The organism is uncultured Adlercreutzia sp., from assembly GCA_910585575.1.
Lineage (GTDB): Bacteria > Actinomycetota > Coriobacteriia > Coriobacteriales > Eggerthellaceae > Adlercreutzia.
In genome coordinates, this window is the sequence record CAJUFS010000025.1 from 15,343 (window position 1) to 32,363 (window position 17,021).

At 65.5% G+C, this 17,021-nt stretch carries 16 protein-coding genes; 12 read left to right on the forward strand and 4 right to left on the reverse strand.

Features of this window, described 5'->3' with window-relative positions; translation table 11 throughout:
* Nucleotides 1-20 precede the first annotated feature (20 nt).
* The gene (locus QZ307_RS04950) at nt 21-914 is read right to left on the reverse strand and encodes a class I SAM-dependent methyltransferase (protein WP_295996699.1); all 894 of its coding nucleotides are present in this window, start codon (nt 912-914) and stop codon (nt 21-23) included.
* Nucleotides 915-1,044: 130 nt separating this feature from the next.
* Here QZ307_RS04950 and thyX point away from each other — a divergent pair, with 130 nt between their 5' ends.
* The 6 genes from thyX to QZ307_RS04980 all read left to right on the forward strand — a co-directional run bounded on the left by thyX (nt 1,045) and on the right by QZ307_RS04980 (nt 7,159).
* Nucleotides 1,045-1,731 (forward strand): FAD-dependent thymidylate synthase, encoded by a 687-nt coding sequence (gene thyX / locus QZ307_RS04955; RefSeq protein WP_295996702.1) that lies wholly within the window; start codon nt 1,045-1,047, stop codon nt 1,729-1,731.
* Between the two features lie 209 nt (nt 1,732-1,940).
* Nucleotides 1,941-3,338 carry a DUF1385 domain-containing protein gene (locus QZ307_RS04960; protein WP_295996704.1) on the forward strand — a complete coding sequence of 466 codons (1,398 nt, stop codon included), beginning with the start codon at nt 1,941-1,943 and terminating at the stop codon, nt 3,336-3,338.
* Between the two features lie 248 nt (nt 3,339-3,586).
* Nucleotides 3,587-4,318: an amino acid ABC transporter ATP-binding protein gene (locus tag QZ307_RS04965; protein ID WP_295996707.1), complete on the forward strand. Its 732-nt coding sequence runs from the start codon at nt 3,587-3,589 to the stop codon at nt 4,316-4,318.
* A gap of 9 nt (nt 4,319-4,327) precedes the next feature.
* Complete coding sequence (locus tag QZ307_RS04970) at nt 4,328-5,290, forward strand: substrate-binding domain-containing protein (RefSeq protein ID WP_295996709.1); 963 nt, start codon at nt 4,328-4,330, stop codon at nt 5,288-5,290.
* Entirely contained in the window at nt 5,290-6,510 is a 1,221-nt protein-coding gene (locus QZ307_RS04975) for an amino acid ABC transporter permease (RefSeq protein ID WP_295996712.1), read from the forward strand. Before QZ307_RS04970 ends, QZ307_RS04975 begins: the two co-directional genes overlap by 1 nt.
* The gene (locus tag QZ307_RS04980; protein WP_295996715.1) at nt 6,503-7,159 is read left to right on the forward strand and encodes an amino acid ABC transporter permease; all 657 of its coding nucleotides are present in this window, start codon (nt 6,503-6,505) and stop codon (nt 7,157-7,159) included. Before QZ307_RS04975 ends, QZ307_RS04980 begins: the two co-directional genes overlap by 8 nt.
* 10 nt (nt 7,160-7,169) lie before the next feature.
* Here QZ307_RS04980 and QZ307_RS04985 read toward each other — a convergent pair whose 3' ends face one another.
* Entirely contained in the window at nt 7,170-7,652 is a 483-nt protein-coding gene (locus QZ307_RS04985) for a hypothetical protein (protein ID WP_295996719.1), read from the reverse strand.
* Between the two features lie 260 nt (nt 7,653-7,912).
* Here QZ307_RS04985 and QZ307_RS04990 point away from each other — a divergent pair, with 260 nt between their 5' ends.
* Nucleotides 7,913-10,408, forward strand: a complete 2,496-nt coding sequence (locus tag QZ307_RS04990; RefSeq protein ID WP_295996722.1) for a DNA topoisomerase I — start codon at nt 7,913-7,915, stop codon at nt 10,406-10,408.
* A gap of 256 nt (nt 10,409-10,664) precedes the next feature.
* Here QZ307_RS04990 and QZ307_RS04995 read toward each other — a convergent pair whose 3' ends face one another.
* On the reverse strand, nt 10,665-11,216 hold the full coding sequence (locus QZ307_RS04995; protein ID WP_295996725.1) for a FumA C-terminus/TtdB family hydratase beta subunit: 552 nt from the start codon (nt 11,214-11,216) through the stop codon (nt 10,665-10,667).
* Between the two features lie 67 nt (nt 11,217-11,283).
* Nucleotides 11,284-12,135: a fumarate hydratase gene (locus QZ307_RS05000; RefSeq protein WP_295996728.1), complete on the reverse strand. Its 852-nt coding sequence runs from the start codon at nt 12,133-12,135 to the stop codon at nt 11,284-11,286.
* A 172-nt stretch (nt 12,136-12,307) separates the two neighbouring features.
* On the opposite strand from QZ307_RS05000, the gene QZ307_RS05005 reads away from it, so the two are divergent.
* From QZ307_RS05005 to QZ307_RS05025, 5 genes are all read left to right on the forward strand, one after another.
* The gene (locus QZ307_RS05005; RefSeq protein ID WP_295996731.1) at nt 12,308-13,471 is read left to right on the forward strand and encodes an NADP-dependent malic enzyme; all 1,164 of its coding nucleotides are present in this window, start codon (nt 12,308-12,310) and stop codon (nt 13,469-13,471) included.
* 7 nt (nt 13,472-13,478) lie between these two features.
* On the forward strand, nt 13,479-14,219 hold the full coding sequence (gene tmk / locus QZ307_RS05010) for a dTMP kinase (protein WP_295996734.1): 741 nt from the start codon (nt 13,479-13,481) through the stop codon (nt 14,217-14,219).
* Nucleotides 14,212-15,369: a DNA polymerase III subunit delta' gene (locus QZ307_RS05015; RefSeq protein WP_295996737.1), complete on the forward strand. Its 1,158-nt coding sequence runs from the start codon at nt 14,212-14,214 to the stop codon at nt 15,367-15,369. Before tmk ends, QZ307_RS05015 begins: the two co-directional genes overlap by 8 nt.
* Nucleotides 15,347-16,864 (forward strand): regulatory iron-sulfur-containing complex subunit RicT, encoded by a 1,518-nt coding sequence (gene ricT, locus QZ307_RS05020; protein WP_295996738.1) that lies wholly within the window; start codon nt 15,347-15,349, stop codon nt 16,862-16,864. Before QZ307_RS05015 ends, ricT begins: the two co-directional genes overlap by 23 nt.
* Nucleotides 16,865-16,879: 15 nt before the next feature.
* A partial coding sequence (locus QZ307_RS05025) for a hypothetical protein (RefSeq protein WP_295996741.1) occupies nt 16,880-17,021 on the forward strand: 142 nt, incomplete at its 3' end.

Here is a 17,021-nt window from a genome sequence, read left to right on the forward strand (position 1 = left end):
CCGGGCCGCTTTTTTTACGTCTATTTATCCCAGGCGAGGAAAGCCCAGGTGACGGTGCGGGGCTCGCGCAGACGCCAAGGGTTCTGCGCTACTCCCTTGCAATCGGGCAGCCCGGCGTTCTCGTTGGGCACAAGGTTTTCGGCAAGCCATTCGCGCAGGCGACCGCGGGCTTGCTCGCGCTCGGCGTCGGTCGCCTGTACGGCCGAGCAGTCGCCGATCATGGCGGAAAGCTTCTCGTAGGCGTCCTCGGGGGTAGCGAAGCTGTCATCGCGGGTGCTGTGGATGTAGCGTACCTCCGCCTTGATGCCCTCGCAGGCAAGAATGTTGAAGGCGTACAGGTAGTCGCGCCCCAGCACCTGCGGTAGCCCCACAGCGGCGAGAATGCGCTCGTCGATGCGCGGCGAGGAGCCGGTGGCCAGGGTGATGCACACGCGGCGGCGCGCCACCTCGGTCAGGCGCAGCAGCGACTCGCGCAAATCGGCCGTGGCAATGGAGCGGGAGGCCAGGGCGATGTCGGTCATGCCCTCGCGGACTCCGAAGGCCGGCCAGTCGTCCTCCCAGCTCATGAGCTTCGGAAACACGGTGCGGATGCCGCGTTCGGCCAGGGCGGCCTCCATCTGGTCGAGCATGCCCTGGGAGAAGTCGGCCGCTACTACCTTGTGACCTGCCTCGCCGAGCGGTATGGCTAAAGCGCCGGTGCCGCAGCCCATGTCGAAGACGGTCTCGCCGGGCCTGATGGCGGCGTATTCCAGGAATGCCTCTACATAGCGGCTGGGAGCGTCCTTCGTGGTGAAGGTGGCGGAGCGCTTGTCCCAGTAAGAGGCGTCGTCAGCGTGGCGCCGTGCCTTCTGCAACGCTTTCCATTCCTCGTTCCAGTCGGTGGCCGTAAGGGTAGGGGTGAATGCATCGGTCATGGCGGCCTCCTTGGCGTCCCGGCTGGGCGCGGCGATTGTGTTCCTTGTTAGGTTCGTCGAAGCGCCTGGGGCGCTCGCGGGTCGTGCCATTATACTTCTTTCAGACGCAAACGAGATTCGAGGAGAGACCATGCAGGTAGAACTTCTGTACCACACGCCCGACCCCGAGCGCGCCATCGCCACGGCCGCGCGTCTGTGCTATGCGCCGGTGGGCGCCTCCGAGTTGATGGAGACCATGCCGCCCGAGCGCGTGAAGAGCGTGCTTTCCACCATCATGGGTTCCGGCCACTTCTCCACCCTCGAACATGCGAGCTATACCTTCGCCGTCGACGGCGTCTCCCGTGCCCTTACGCATCAGCTGGTGCGTCACCGCATTGCCAGCTTCAACCAGCAGTCTCAGCGCTATGTGAAGTTCAAGGGCGAAATCCCTATGGTAAAGCCCGAGACCGTGGCGGCCGATGCCGAGGCGAACCGTCTGTTCGACGAGGCTATCGACGCCGTTTCGAACGCCTACCGCGCTTTGATCGAGGCCGGCATTCCCGCCGAGGACGCCCGTTACCTGCTGCCCAACGCCGCCGAGAGTAAGATCGTCATCACCATGAACGTGCGCGAGCTGCTGCACTTCTTCGAGCTGCGCTGCTGCAACCGCGCCCAGTGGGAAATTCGAGAGATGGCGTGGAAGATGCTGGAGCTGGCCCGTCCTACGGCGCCGTTCATCTTCGCCGATGCCGGGGCGCCTTGCGTGCACGGCCCGTGCCCCGAGGGAAAAATGACCTGCGGCAATCCCTATCCGAAAGTTGATCGCTCGGCTCTGTAGCCGAGAAACCCCGGCCGGGCGCAAAGGATCCCCCCGTGTTCCTAGAAGCGAGCTAAGGCTTTTGGTCGCGCTCGGGCGAGCGCGACCAGCTGAGCGCTCGGGTGAGTTGCCGGGATGCGCGCTCGGATGAGTGCGGGGATGAGCGCCCGGGCCAGTGGCCCTGCTTTTGCTGTGACCTTATCGATAGCGTCAGAAATGGATGATCTGATATGACCAGAGAGAAGAGCGACCTCTCCCGTGCCTTTGCGGAAGATGGCGCGCTGAAGACCCACGTAGGCGGCCAGGCCCTCATCGAGGGCGTCATGATGCGCGGCAAGTACAACTGGGCCGTGGCCGTGCGCGAGCCGGATGGCGCCATTTATGTGGAAGAGCACGATCTGGCCTCGGGCAAAGACAAGAACGGCTGGATGTACTGGCCGCTGGTGCGCGGCTGCCGGGCGCTGGTGGAATCGCTCATGCTGGGGTTCAAGGCGCTGGAAATTGCGGCGTTGCACGCCTTCGGCGACGAGGAGGGCGAGCAGAAGGCCGTGGCCGAGGCCAACTTCGTGGAAGCCGAGGCCGAGCTTGAGGGCGCGGCCGCCGTGGCCCTCGACGAGGAGAAGCGCGCGAAGGCCGAGGGCAACGGCCCAGCAGCCGAGAGCCAGGATGCTGCAGCCGAGAGTCAGGATGCTGCAGCCGAGGCGGCACCGCAGCCCGCGACAGGCCAGACGGACGCCGGCTTCGATTGGAAGCGCGACTTCGGGCGCCCGGATACCATGGTGGACGCGCTGGGGGCTCAGCGCACGCTCGAGGTGGTCGCGGAGCCTGCGGCGCCGGGACCCGAACACGAGGCCGGCGAAAAACCGGTGCCGCCTGGTCCCGCTCCCGCGGAGGCGCCTGCGGCTGACGCCTCGTCCGAAGAAGAGTCCTTCGGCCATCGCGAGATGGTCATCTCCATGGTGGTGGGCGTGGTGCTCGGCGTCGTGCTGTTCATTGTGGCTCCCGCGGCTATCACGAATCTCATCGTGGGCGAGTACGACGACCATACGCTGGCCTGGAATATCGTGGACGGCATCTTGCGCGTAGCGGTGTTCGTGTTCTACATCTGGCTCATCGGCCGCATGGACGACATCAAGCGCATGTTCATGTATCACGGCGCCGAGCATAAGACTATCCACTGCTTCGAGCACGGGCTGGAAATGACCCCGGAAAACGCGAAGAGCTTCCCGCGCCTGCACGTGCGTTGCGGCACGGCGTTCCTCATCATGGTCATGGTCATCGCCATTCTCGTGTACACCATTTTCCCGCTGAACGCCATCATCGCCGGGTTCGGCGTGCCCGACGGGCTTCCCAAGCTCGTGCTGGTCATTGTGGCCCGCATCGTGCTTATGCCGCTGATCGCCGGCATTTCCTACGAGATTACGGTGAAGTGGGCGGGCAGCCACCCGGACAACCCGCTGGTGAAGGTGATCCTGTGGCCGGGCATGCAGATGCAGTACCTGACCACCAACGAGCCCGACGAGGGTCAAATCGAGTGTGCTATTGCCGCCATGCAAGCGGTGCTCGATCGGGAGAAAGCGGAGGAGGCGAAGGCGGCGAAGGCGGCAGCCCCGAGCGCCGCAGCCTAGGGCGCTCTCCAGGGTCCTTGGCCCCTGTTGCGTTGAGAGAATGGGACGGCTCCCCGGAGGGATGGCCCAATGCGGCTCCTCCGGGGAGCCGTTCTGTGTGAGGGGGCTTGTCCGTGCCCCTCGATGTCCTTGACCCTGCCTGTCATGCTTCCGTCGCGCAGGTGTTTTCTGGGCGAAACCGTCTTTTGACGGTTTGCCGATAAACTTTTCCCGATCATAAAAACGCCCCGAGGTTAGGAGTGCGTATCGTGGAACCCCTCATTTCGGTTAAGGACATTAAGAAGAACTTCGGCGCCGTGGAGGCCCTGAAGGGTGTTTCGCTGGAGGTAGCCGAGGGCGAGAAGGTTGTTGTCATCGGGCCGTCGGGCTCGGGCAAAAGCGTGCTTATTCGCTCTATCAACGGTCTCGAGCGACCCGATTCGGGCCAGCTTACCGTGAACGGCATCGACATGATGGCCAAGAAGGTGGACGGCCGCAAGCTGGCCAGCGAAGTGGCCATGGTGTTCCAGGGCTACAACCTCTACCCGCACAAGACCGTGCTGGAAAATGTCACCTTCGCCCCCGAGAAGGTGCTGAAGGTGCCGAAGGCCGAGGCCGAGGCAGCGGGCCTGGCCTATCTGGAGCGCGTAGGGCTGTCCAACAAGCTCGACAAGTACCCCGACCAGCTCTCCGGCGGCCAGCAGCAGCGCGTGGCCATCGCCCGGGCGCTGAACATGCATCCGAAGATCATGCTCATGGACGAGCCCACGAGCGCCCTTGACCCCGAGATGGTGAACGAGGTGCTCGACGTTATCAAGTCCCTGGCCGAGACGAACATGACCATTGTCATGGTTACCCACGAGATGGGCTTGGCCCGCGACGCTGCCGACAAGGTGGTGTTCATGGAAAACGGGCTCGTGGTCGACGAGGGGACGCCGGAGTACCTGTTCGGCCCCTCGTCCAACGAGCGCGTGCAGGCCTTTCTCTCGAAAATTCTGTAGGTGAGGGCCATGGCGACGACATCTCTTACACGGCGGCAATTCCTGAGGTTTTCCGGCGGGGTGACGGCGGCCCTGCTGCTAGGAGGGACGGGCGTATCCCTGGGCGGCTGCGCTCCGACGGGAGATGTGCTGCGCGTGGGTACGAAAATCGACGTGCCCGGCTTCGGCTTCCAGAATCCCGAGACGGGAAGCGTGGAGGGGCTCGAGGTGGATGTGGCCCGCGAGCTGGCGGCGCGCATCAAGGGGGACTCGAACGCGTTGGAGCTCGTGGGCGTGAACGTGACGACGCGCGGCGCCATGATCGACAACGGCACGCTCGATGCGGCGCTGGCCACCTTCACCATCAACGAGCAGCGCAAGCGCACCTACGACTTCTCCCGTCCCTACTACATTGACCACATCGGCGTGCTGGTGAAGAAGGACTCGGGCATTACCGACTTGGCCGGGCTCAACGGCAAGACCGTGGGCGTAGCGCTTTCGGCCACTACTAAAGACAAGCTGCGCGAGGCGGCCGCCGAAATTGGCATCACACTGAACTTCGCCGAGTACGCCACTTATCCCGAGATCAAGATCGCCCTCGTGGCCGGTCGCGTGGACGCCTTTTCCGTGGACAGCTCCATTTTGGTGGGCTACCAGGACGATACCACCTATCTGCTGCCCACTCAGTTCGCACCTCAGGAGTACGGTGTGGCCACCAAGAAGGGCAGCGAGCTTTCTGCTCAGGTCGACGACGCCATCGCTGCCATGGAGGCTGACGGCACTTTGACCGCCCTCAAAGAGCGCTGGGGCCTGTCCCTGGTCACCGAGGCCGATGTGCAGGCCGAGGAGGCCGCGGGCGGCACGGGCCTGGGCGCCGGTGATACCGCCGACGACCCCGACGATGCCGATGGCGCGACAGCGGCTGACATCCCTGCCGATGCCGCCAGCGCGACGGCGGCCGATGCCCCCGCCCGTGAGGGAGGTGCGTCCTGATGGAGGTATTCGCGCCCTACAAATGGGAGGCGCTCTTCGCCCGCTGGCCCGAGCTTTTGGCCGCCTTCGGCACCACCGTGGCCATTTCTGCTTTGGCCCTGGTGATCGCCCTCGTGTTCGGGTTCGTATTCGGGGTGTTCTCGGTCTCGCGGTTCCGTGGGCTGCGCGCGCTTACGCGCATCTACGTGGAGACGGTGCAGAACGTGCCGCTGCTTCTGCAGGTGTTCGTGCTCTATGCCGTGTTTCCGCTGCTGGGGCTGTCCCTCACCACCTTCTGGATCGGGGTGCTGGCCATTGGCCTGTACCACGGCGGCTATATGTCGGAAGTGGTGCGCAGCGGCATCGGTTCGGTGCACCGCGGCCAGTTCGAGGCGGCGAAGAGCCAGGGATTCTCATCGGTGCAGACGATGACGCTTATTATCTTGCCCCAGGCCATGCGCATTATCTTGCCGCCTTTGGCCGTGCAGGCGGCGAACTTGGTGAAGAACACCTCGGTGCTGGCCCTGGTGGCTGGTGGCGAGCTCATGTACTTCTCGAATTCCTTTGCCGGCGATACCAGCTACTATGGGCCGGCCTATGTGGTGGCCGCGCTGCTGTACTTCGTCATCTGCTTCCCGCTTTCTCGGGCAGCGGTGGGGCTGGAGAAGCGCATGGGTGCGCACCGCCATGTGACCACGGGCGATGCCACCGAGGCGCTGGCCGCCGATGCTGTGGAGGTGACGCCGGGCACCCACGACATTACCGGCCATGCGGCCACAGCAGCTCTCGCCGGCGGCGTGACCACCATGACCCGCGGCACCACCACCTTGGTGCCGGCGCGCGAGGTGCCCTCGCCACGCCATCCGCACCATACCTGGGCCGTGGAAATTGCCGTGACGGACGAGGGCGTCGGGCTCGTGGAGGCCTGCGCCTTGGACGACAAGCTGAGGACCGAAGAGCACCCCATCGACTGGGAGCCCTTCGCCCCGCCGACGTTTACCGGCAACCAAGCGGCGGAAATTGCCGACGATATCGGTTTGGAGCTGGCCCAGGCCGAGGTGACGGCGGCCGAGCGCCGTCGCGCGGTTGCGCGCGTACGTCGGCAGGAGCGGGCCGAGCGCGGCAAGAAGCATCCGCGACGCTCGAGCGGTGCGGGACGAATTGCCCGCTCGCTCCATCGCAAGGCGGCGCGCAGCAAGGTGCCCAAGCCGCGTCGGAAGGGAGGTGGCGACCATGAGTGACGTGCTGGCTCTGCTTACGTGGACCAACCTGGTGTTCCTGCTTCAAGGGCTCGGGCTCACGCTGATCATCTCGGCGCTTTCCATTGCCTGCTCGGTGGTGCTGGGCGCCCTTATCTCCATCATGCGCGGATCGTCGCATAAGGTGCTGCGCGGCATCGCCATCGCCTACGTGGAGCTGTTCAAGAACACGCCGCTTCTGCTGTGGATCATGTTCACGTTCTTCGTGGCCCAGCTGCCCCCGCTGCCCGCAGCGGTGGTGGCCTTCACCCTGTTCACGGCGGCCTCGGTGGCCGAAATTGTGCGCGGCGGCCTGGCCAGCGTGCCCCGCGGCCAGTACGAGGCGGCCAAAAGCCAGGGCTTCTCAGCGCCGCAGATGTACCTGTACATCATCATGCCCCAGGCTCTGCGCAACATGGTGCCGGCGCTGCTGTCGCAGTTCGTGACCACCATCAAGGACACGTCGTATCTGTGGGGCGCCATGGCGCTGCAAGAACTCATGGGTCGCGGCATGATCCTCATGAACAGCTACAACTCCACCGTGCAGATCTTCGCCATCTTCGCGCTTTTGGCCCTCATCTACTTCGTGGTGTGCTTCACGCTCTCGCAGATCGTACGCGCCTACCAAAAGCGTTTGAAGGGCGCGCGGTAGGAAGTGCGGCCTACAGATAGGCCAGATAGGGGAGGTAGTCCTGGGCGCCCGCGGGCACCGAGAGGGTCATAGACTGGCCATAGGCGTCAACCGTGACCACCGAGGGATCGTCGTAGGTGGTGATAGTGGCGTCGGTGCCGCCGTAGCTGATCGAGGAGGAGCCGGTCTCGGTGGCGCCCTCGGGCAGGGTGGTGGCCTCCCAGCTTTCGATATCGAGCGCATCGATGGCCGCATCTACCTGCTCCACGGACATGCCGGTTTTTGCGGCGATGTTCTCGCGGTTGTTCTGCAGGGCCGTGGCCGCTTTGCTCTTCAAGCCGCTGGCGTCGAGGGCTGCGTTGGCAGCGGCGTTCTTGCCGCCCTCGAATAGGCTGCTCAAGGGGTTGTTCGCCCAGGGGCTCTCGAGGCCCAGCTGAGGCAGGATGCCAAAGACGCCGACGGCCAGAATGAAGACGAAAATCAATCCGACCAGGGCCTTGATGATCTTGTTCATAGAACAGTCCCTTTCTATCGGGGCTCGGTGCGGGAAGTACGATCATAACGGGCGCCGTGGCAAGATGGGCGCTTTTCCATCGAGTCCATAAATTTCTTGCGCGCCCTTCGAAATCGTGTATGCTATGCCCCATGCGCTTGGACGGGCGGCGCTGCCTGTCGCTTCGGCGCCGTATTTGAAACCCCGCGCACGTAAAACTTTAAAAGGGGAATCCGTGCGAACGTGAGGGCCGCCCGGGGCGGCCGCAAAGGAGGAGTAGCGTGAAGCTGGTCGTAACCGAGAAGAACGACGCGGCGGTCAAGATCGCCGACCTGTTGGGCGCCACCAAGCCCAAGGCCGACAAGGTGTTCAACACCCCGGTGTACCGATTTGATGTAGACGGGGAGGAGTGGGTGACCATCGGCCTGCGCGGCCACATCCTAGAGCCCGACTTCACTCCCTCTCTTATCTATAAGAAGCGCGGCGGCTGGACGGGCGTTACGGCCGAGGGCGAGGCGCTGCCGGCGGTTATCCCAGCCGATTTGCCCAAGCCCCCCTTCAAGAAGAAAAAGCCCTTCACCGCCGACGGCGTAGAGCTCAAGGGCTGGAAGATGGAGGCGCTGCCCTATCTTATCTACGCGCCCATCGAGAAGCTGCCCAAAGAGAAGGACATCATCCGCTCGCTGAAGAACCTGGCGAAGAAGGCCGATTCCATCATCATCGCCACGGACTTCGACCGCGAGGGCGAGCTCATCGGCTCGGACGCTTTGGCCTGCTGCCGCCAGGTGAACGAGACGGCGCCGGTATCCCGTGCCCGCTACTCGGCGTTTACCAAGCCCGAGATCACCCATGCGTTCGCCAATCTGGTGCCCATGGACGACGATCTGGCCAGTGCCGGCGCGTCCCGCCAGGACATCGACCTTATCTGGGGCGCCGTGCTCACGCGCTACCTGACCCTGGTGAAGTTTGCTGGCTACGGCAACGTGCGCTCCTCGGGCCGCGTGCAGACGCCTACGCTGGCCCTTATTGTGGAGCGCGAGCGCGAGCGCATGGCCTTTGTGCCGGAAGATTACTGGGTCATCCGCGGCGCTTTCGATGCCGGCGCGGCTGCAGGCCCCACGGCCGGCGACGGCCCCGAGGCCTTCGAGGCGCCCCATGCCACGGCCCGCTTCAAGGTGGAGGCCGAGGCCACGGCGGCCATGGACCACGTCAAGGGCGCCACCACGGCGCGCGTGGCTTCTATCGAGAAGAAGAAGCGCACGGTGCAGCCGCCGGTGCCCTTCAACACCACGTCGCTCATGGCCGCGGCTTCGGCCGAGGGCATCTCCCCGGCCCGCTGCATGCGCATTGCCGAGAGCCTGTACATGGACGGCTATATTTCCTACCCCCGTGTGGATAACACGGTGTACCCGAAGTCGCTGGACTTGGCCGAGGTGGTGAATGCCATTGCCGGCAATCCGGCCTATGGCCCCTACTGCAAGCGGCTTCTGGGCGCCGGTCCTTTGAAGGCCACCCGCGGGAAGACCGAGACCACCGACCACCCGCCCATCTATCCCACGGCCAAGGCCACGCCGGACGATCTGTCCGCGGCCGACTACAAGCTATACAACCTTATTGCCCGCCGCTTCCTGGCCACCCTGTCGGGCCCGGCCACGGTGGAGGGCACGAAGGTGACGCTCGATGTGGCCGGCGAGCCTTTCGTGGCCAAGGGCGACGTGCTGGCCGAGCCCGGCTTCCGTGCCATTTACCCCTACGGCCTGAAGAAGGACGAGCAGCTGCCCGCCATGACCGAGGGCGCCACCATTGCCTTCAACGGCGCCACCTGCACGAAGAAGCAGACCGAGCCCCCGGCGCGCTACTCTCAGGGCAAGCTCGTCCAGGAAATGGAGAAGCTGGGCCTGGGCACCAAGTCCACCCGCGCCTCCATCATCGAGCGCCTCTACCAGGTGAAGTACGTGCAGAACGACCCCATCGAGCCCTCTCAGCTGGGCATTGCCGTCATTGGCGCCCTCGATAAGTTTGCTCCGCACATCACCCACGCGGAGATGACCGCCGAGCTGGAGCACTCCATGGACCGCATCGCCGAGGGCGCGGTGTCCAAGGACGAGGTGGTGGAGAAGTCGCGCAACCTGCTGTCCGAGCAGCTGGCCAGCCTCATTCCCCATTCCGAGGAAGTGGCCGACGCCCTGGCCGACGCCGTGGCCGCCGACGCCTACGTAGGCCCGTGCCCCAAGTGCGGCAAGGACCTGCAGCTGCGCGCCAGCCATAAGACGAAGTCCATGTTCATCGGCTGTGCCGGCTGGCCCGACTGCGATGTCACCTACCCGCTGCCCAAGGGCAAGATCGAGGCCGTGCCCGAGAAGTGCCCCACCTGCGGCATGCCCCAGGTGAAGGTGACGGCCTTCCGCAGCAAGCCACGCATCCAGTGCATCGACCCGAACTGTCCTTCCAACCAGGAGCCCGAGGTAGTGGTAGGGAAGTGCCCCACCTGTGCTGCCGCCGGCAAGGACATGAAGCTCATTGCCCGTCGCAACCCGCGCACGCTGAAGCGCTCGGTTACTTGCGAGAACTTCGACGAGTGCCAGACCCGCTACCCGTTGCCCCAGTACGGCGACATTATTCCCACCGAAGAGGTGTGCGAGCACTGCGGCGCGCCGCTCGTGGTTATCAAGACCGCCCGTGGGCCTTGGAAGCTGTGCCCGAACTTCGACTGTCCGGGGAAGGAAGAGGAAGAGAAGGCCAAAGCGGCCAAAAAGAGCACGCGGAAGAAGAAATAGCGGCTCGTCGGGGAAGCGCTCGGAGGGGGCAGTCCGTCGCCCGCTGAGCGCTTGTTCCCCTTCCGAACGCGGCAAAAGAAATAGCGAAGATGATGCCCATAAGTCGGTACTGTCCCTGGACTGGTGCTGGCGAAGTGGAAGCTATTTCTTAACGGCCGCGTTCTCCAGGGGGCGCTCAGAGGTCGACGGACTGCCCCCTCCGAGCGCTTCTCGCTCGGTTTACTGTGCTGATCTCGCGCTTTCTTGATTAGAAAACTTATTGGGCCGCGGCTTCTATCTCTCGGTAGAGGTCGCGGCCTTTTGTGTCGATGGCGACGTAGGCGGGGAAGTCTTTCAGCTCTAGTTTGCGCAGGGCCTCGGTGCCCAGGTCTTCCCAGCCGATGAGCTCGCTTTCGGTGACGGCTTTCGCCAACAGGGCCGCGACGCCGCCGATGGTGCAGAGGTAGATGCTGCCGGTGTCTTGGCAGGACTGCACCACTTCGGGGCTGCGCTTGCCCTTGCCGATGCAGGCCACAATGCCGGCCTCGAACAGTTGGGGCGTGGCGAAGTCCATGCGGCTGGCGGTGGTGGGGCCCACCGAGCCCAAGGGGCGTCCTGCGGCTGCGGGGGTGGGGCCGGCGTAGAAGAGGGTGGCGCCATCCAGGTTAAAGGGGAGGCGGCCGGTGTCCTGCAGGCATTGGAGAGCACGCTCGTGGCCGGCATCGCGCATGGTGTAGACCGGGCCCGAGAGCAGTACGTGGTCGCCGGCTTCCAGGTCGGCCACGGCCTCGCGGGTAAGCGGCAGGGTGAGAGAAACAGTTTTCGACATAGGGAACATCCTTACCGAAGCGGTTCGCCTGCCTTCGAAGGTGGGCGAGAGAACGAGGTTGTTGGGGTTACACAAGGTCGATGGAGGCGCTGCGCATGGCGCAGCAGCCCATGTTTACGGCCACGGGCAGCGCGGCGATGTGGCAGGGCGCGGTTTCCAGGTGCACGGCCAAAGCGGTGGGGGAGCCGCCCAAGGCACCCGGCCCCAAGCCCAACGCATTTACTTCGGCTAGCAGCTCTTCCTCGAAGGCGCGGGCCTCGTCGCTGGCGGCGGGGCTGCCCACTTCGCGCAGAAGGGCGTGCTTGGCAAGGCCTGCTACCTTGTCGAAGGTGGCGCCCACGCCCAAGCCGATGACTAGGGGCGGGCAGGCATTGGCCGCCTTTTCGCGCACGCAGTCGAGCACGACCTGACGCACCCCGGCGGCACCGGCTCCCGGGGCCAGCATGACCACCCGCGAGGCATTGTCGGAGCCGCCGCCCTTGAGCAGCACGTGCAGGCGGGCATGGGCACCGGGGACAAATTTCACGTCGCAGAAGGCCGGGGTGTTGTTGCCGGTGTTCGTGCGATCGAAGAGCGCGTCCTTCAAAAGCGACATGCGCAGACGTCCGTCGGTGTAGGCGCGGGCCACGGCGTCGTTGACTTCGGAGAAGATGGTGCCGGGTACCGCCAGTTCCTCGCCCACCTCCAGGCATACCCAGACGCTGCCGGTGTCTTGGCACAGCGGCACGCCATCTTCTTGGGCAATGCGGGCGTTCTCCAGAATGCTATCGAGCACGCCGGCGGCGCGGCTGTCGGCGGGGCAGGCGTCACGCGCCTGCTCGATGCCGGCGCGGAAGTCGGGGCGCAGGGTGGTGGCGCAGGTGCGGATGGCCTCGTAGACCGCCTGGCCCACCCGTTGGGCGTTGAGGGGGTTTTCCATGGGTTCCTCTCTTTCGGTTGGCATCAGTGTAGCGCAAAGCGCTCAGGTGTGGGACTTGTGCGCAGCCGCGCGTACGCGGACGGCTTCGGGGTACAATAGGCAGGTTAGAACCAAGATGAACGCGGGCGGCTCTTGAAGCCGCGGCGCCCAAGGACGCGGAGGATAGGACGTCATGGATATTGCTCAGGAGTCGTTGGAAAAGCACGGGCAGTGGCAGGGGAAGATCGAGACGGTCTCGAAGGCCCCCCTGGCTGACCGTCATGATCTGGCCTGCGCCTACACCCCCGGCGTGGCCGAGGCCTGCAAGGCCATCGCCGCCGACCCCGAAGCAGCCTATGCCTATACCATCAAGTCCAACACCGTGGCCGTGGTGTCTGACGGCAGCGCCGTGCTGGGCCTGGGCAATATCGGGCCGTTGGCGGCCATGCCGGTGATGGAGGGCAAGGCGGCCCTGTTCAAGGCCTTTGGCGGTGTGGATGCCTTCCCGATCTGCCTGGACACCCAGGACACCGAGGAGATTATCGAGACGGTGATTCGCCTGGCCCCGGCGTTCGGCGGCATCAACCTCGAGGACATTGCCGCGCCCCGCTGCTTCGAGATCGAGGCGCGCCTGAACGACGCCCTCGACATTCCCGTTTTCCATGACGATCAGCATGGCACGGCCATCGTGGTGCTCTCGGGTATCATCAACGCCCTGCGCCTGACGGGCAAGGGCAAGGCTACGGCCCGCGTGGTGGTGAACGGCGCCGGATCGGCAGGCATTGCCATTGCGAAGCTGCTGCTGTCCTATGGGTTCAAGAACGTCACCATGTGCGACATCCGCGGTATTCTGAGCTCGGGCTACGAGGGTATGAACGACGCCCAGCGCGCCATGCTGGAAGTGACGAATTTGGAAGACTCCCAGGGCACGCTCGCCGACGCCATGGTCGGTGCCGATATTGTCATCGGCGTGTCGGCCCCGGGCGTTATCACGCCGGAAATGGTGTCGTCCATGGCCGATGACGCCATTGTCTTCGCCATGGCCAACCCGGTGCCGGAGATCTTCCCCGACGAGGCCCGCGCTGCCGGCGCCCGCGTGGTGGGCACGGGCCGCTCGGACTTCCCGAACCAGGTGAACAACGTCATCGCCTTCCCGGGTATTTTCAAGGGGGCTTTGGAGGCCCGCGCCGAGCGCATTACCGAGCCCATGAAACTGGCGGCCGCCGAGGCCCTGGCCGCCCTTGTCTCCGACGAGGAGCTGAGCGAGGACTTCGTCATGCCCGACCCCTTCGATCCCCGCGTGGCCAATGCCGTGGCCGCTGCTGTGCGCGACTGCGCCCTGGCCGAGGGGGAGTAGCCCAGCCGTGACCGAAACCGCGCGCACATATCCCGGCACCTTCGTCACCTTCGAGGGCGGCGACGGCGCCGGCAAGTCCACCCAGATCCGCTTCCTCGCCCGCGTGCTGCGGGATGCGGGGCGCGAAGTACTCTGCCTGCGCGAGCCCGGCGGCACGGCCGTGGGCGAGGCGCTGCGCGCCGTGGTGCTCGATCCGGCCCACGAGGCCATGAGCGACCGGGCCGAGCTGCTCATCTACGAGGCCGCCCGCGCTCAAATTGTGGACGAGGTCATCGCGCCGGCGCTGAAGCGGGGCGCGGTGGTGCTGTGCGACCGCTTCGCCGACTCCACCGTGGCCTACCAGGGCTACGGGCGCGGGCTCGACCGTTCTTTCGTCGATGCGGCCAACCGCTTCGCCTGCGGCGACGTGGCGCCCGATGCCACGGTGCTGCTGGTGGCGCCGGCCGATGCCGTGCGGGCGCGCATGGGCCATCGCGCCGAGGCCGACCGCCTCGAGCGTGCCGGCGATGCCTTCCACGAGCGCGTGGCCGAGGGGTTTGCGGCTCTGGCTGCCGCCGATCCTGCCCGGGTGCGCACTGTGGAGTCACAGCGCCATCGCGCCGACACCTTCCGCTTGGTGCTGCAGGCCGTGGCCGATGTGCTCCCCGAAGCGCGCGTTGCCCTTGAGGCCGGCCAGGACACGATCGATGGGCTCGTTGCCGACGAGATGGCCCTCAAGCACTGCGAGAAGGAGGCCTACGGTGGCTGATGCCTTTGAGAACATTCTGGGCCAGCCCCAGGTACGCGAGTTTCTGCGCGCCTCGGTGATATCCGAGCGCGTCACCCAGGCCTATCTTTTCGTGGGGCCGGCCGGATCGAACAAGACGAGCGCGGCCTATGCGCTGGCCCAGGCCCTGATGTGCCCCAAGGGCCCCCACGGGCCCCGCGGCGGCTTGTGCGGCGCCTGCGACCAGTGCGGCCGCATCGCCCGGCGCAAGCACCCCGACGTGCGCTATTTCGCTCCCGAGGGCGCAGCGGGCTATCTGGTGGAGCAGGTGCGCGATATTGTCTCCGACACAGCGCTGGCCCCCATCCAAAGCACGCGGAAGATCTACATCCTCGACCGCGTGGACCAGTTGGGCACCAGTGCTGCGAACAGCTTCTTGAAAACCCTGGAGGAGCCGGCGGACGACGTGGTGTTCATTCTGCTGGCCCGCACTCGCGAGTCGGTGCTGCCTACGATTTTGTCGCGCTGCCAGGTGGTGCCCTTCCGCCATATTCCCGCCTCTGAGGCGGCGGCCATCGTATCTCAGAACACGGGGGCGCCCCCCGAGCAGGCGCGCATTGCCATCGAGGCCTGCGGAGGCTCCATCACCGGCGCCGTGGCCTTCCTGCGCGCGCCCGACAACGAGCGCCTTGCTTTCCGCACCCGTCTGTTCGAGGGACTCTTCCGTCTGCCGTACGCCGACGACTGGGATGTCATCGAGATGGCCGCCGACGTGGTGAAGGCCGCCCAGGCGCCGCTGGACGTCATGCGCGAGAACCAAGAGGCCGAGCTGGCCGAGAACGCCGACTTCCTCCAAAAGTCGGCCCTGCGCGAGATAGAGCGGCGCCATAAGCGCCAGCTGTCGGCGAAGACGCGGGAGAGCCTGCGCCAGACGCTGTCGCTCACGCGCTCGTGGCTGCGCGACGGGCTCATGCTGGCCTCGGGCACGCCCGAGCTGGTCATCAACGTCGACGTCATCGACCGTTTGAGCGAGGTGTTCGCGGGCCTGGCCCCGGCTCCTCTGGCCGCGGCCGCCGCCAAGGTGGACGCCTGCGAGCGCGCCCTTGCCTATAATGTATCCCCAGAAACGTGCATAGACACGCTGCTGTTTGATGTAAGAGAGGTTTTACATGGTTCGGGTAGCACCGATTAACTTGACCTTTAATCCCCGGACGCTGTGGTTCGATCCCGGCGATCTGGTTATCGAGAAAGACGCCCCTGTCGTGGTGCGCACGGCCCGCGGCACCGAGTTCGGCATTGCGGCCAGCGACATTATCGAAGTGCCCGAGGAGCAGGTAAAGGCGTTGAAGACGCCGCTGCGGCCCGTGGAGCGCCTGGCCACCGACGAGGATGTCGAGCGCGCCGCCGAGATGGAGCAGAAGTCCCGCGAGGCGCTGCCGGTGTTCAAGGAGATGGCCCGCGAGGCCCACGAGGACATGCATCCGGTGTCGGTGGAGTTTCTGCTCGACGGCGACAAGGCGGTCTTCTACTTCGAGGCCGAGGAGCGCATCGACTTCCGCGAGCTGGTGCGCAAGCTGGCGGCTCACTTCCATGTGCGCATCGACATGCGCCAAATTGGTGTGCGCGACGAGGCGCGCATGGTGGGCGGCCTGGGCCACTGCGGACAGGAGCTGTGCTGCAAGCGGCTGGGCGGCGAGTTCTGCCCCGTGTCCATTCGCATGGCCAAGGAGCAGGGCCTATCTCTCAACCCCCAGAAGATCTCGGGTCTGTGCGGCCGTTTGATGTGCTGCCTGCGCTACGAGTTCGACGCCTACAAGGACTTCAAGAGCCGCGCGCCCAAGCTGAACGGCACGGTGCAGACGCCGGCGGGCCCCGCCAAGGTGGTCGACCACGACGTGCCGCGCGAGATCATCTCGCTCAAGGTGGAGGGTGAAAAGCCGGTGAAGGTGCCCCTGGCCGATTTTGAAGCGCCGCAGGAGGGCAACCGTCCCACCGTGGTGGGCGAGGAGGCCTGGGAAGAGGCCACCACCGAGCACAGCCCCATGCAGGGCGAGGCGCTCATTTTCACCACGAGCCAGTTCACCGGCTCGGACAAGTTGGCCGAGGGGCCGAAGGTGCGCCACACAGGGGGCGGTCGCTCGAAGAAGGGCGATGAGGGCTCTCGTCGCTCGGGATCTTCGTCCGGCGGCCGTTCCCGTCGCAGCGGCCGTTCGGGAAGCGCCGAGGCCGCCCCGGCGCCCCAGCCGCCGCGCCGTCGTCGCCGCTCTACGAAGCTGGCCCAGGGCGAGGACGGCCACGCCTTGGAGCGCGTGTCCACCTCGCGCAGCGACGCCAAGGGCGAGGGCTCCAAAGACGGCGCACCCAAGCGCGTCCGCCGCACCCGGGACGGCGGCAGCCGCGACGGGGCCAAGCAGGGCTCTTCCTCCAAACAGAGCCAGGGCGGCCAGCGTAAGGCGAAGAGCGGCGGTCCGCGTCCGGGCCAGAAGTCCTCGGGGCTGCGCCAGCATGACGACGCGGCGCGCCGCACCGACGGGGGCGCCTCCAAGGGCAGTGGTCGCCCGGCGGGTCAGGGCTCGGCGCCCAAGGCCGAGGGCGAGGCTGCGCGCAAGCCCCGGCGCCGTCGTCGCAGCCATAAGCCCAAGGGCGATGGCGGCGGCAATGCCGGCGGAACCAACTTCGGGAACTAGGAAGGCTTTACAACCATGAACGTGGATTACGCGCTTCTGACCGATTTGTACCAGATCACCATGGCCCAGGGCTACTGGGACGCCGGGAAAGTGGACGAGCAAGCCTGCTTCACCATGTACTTCCGCGACTACCCCTTCAAGGGCGGCTACGCGGTGG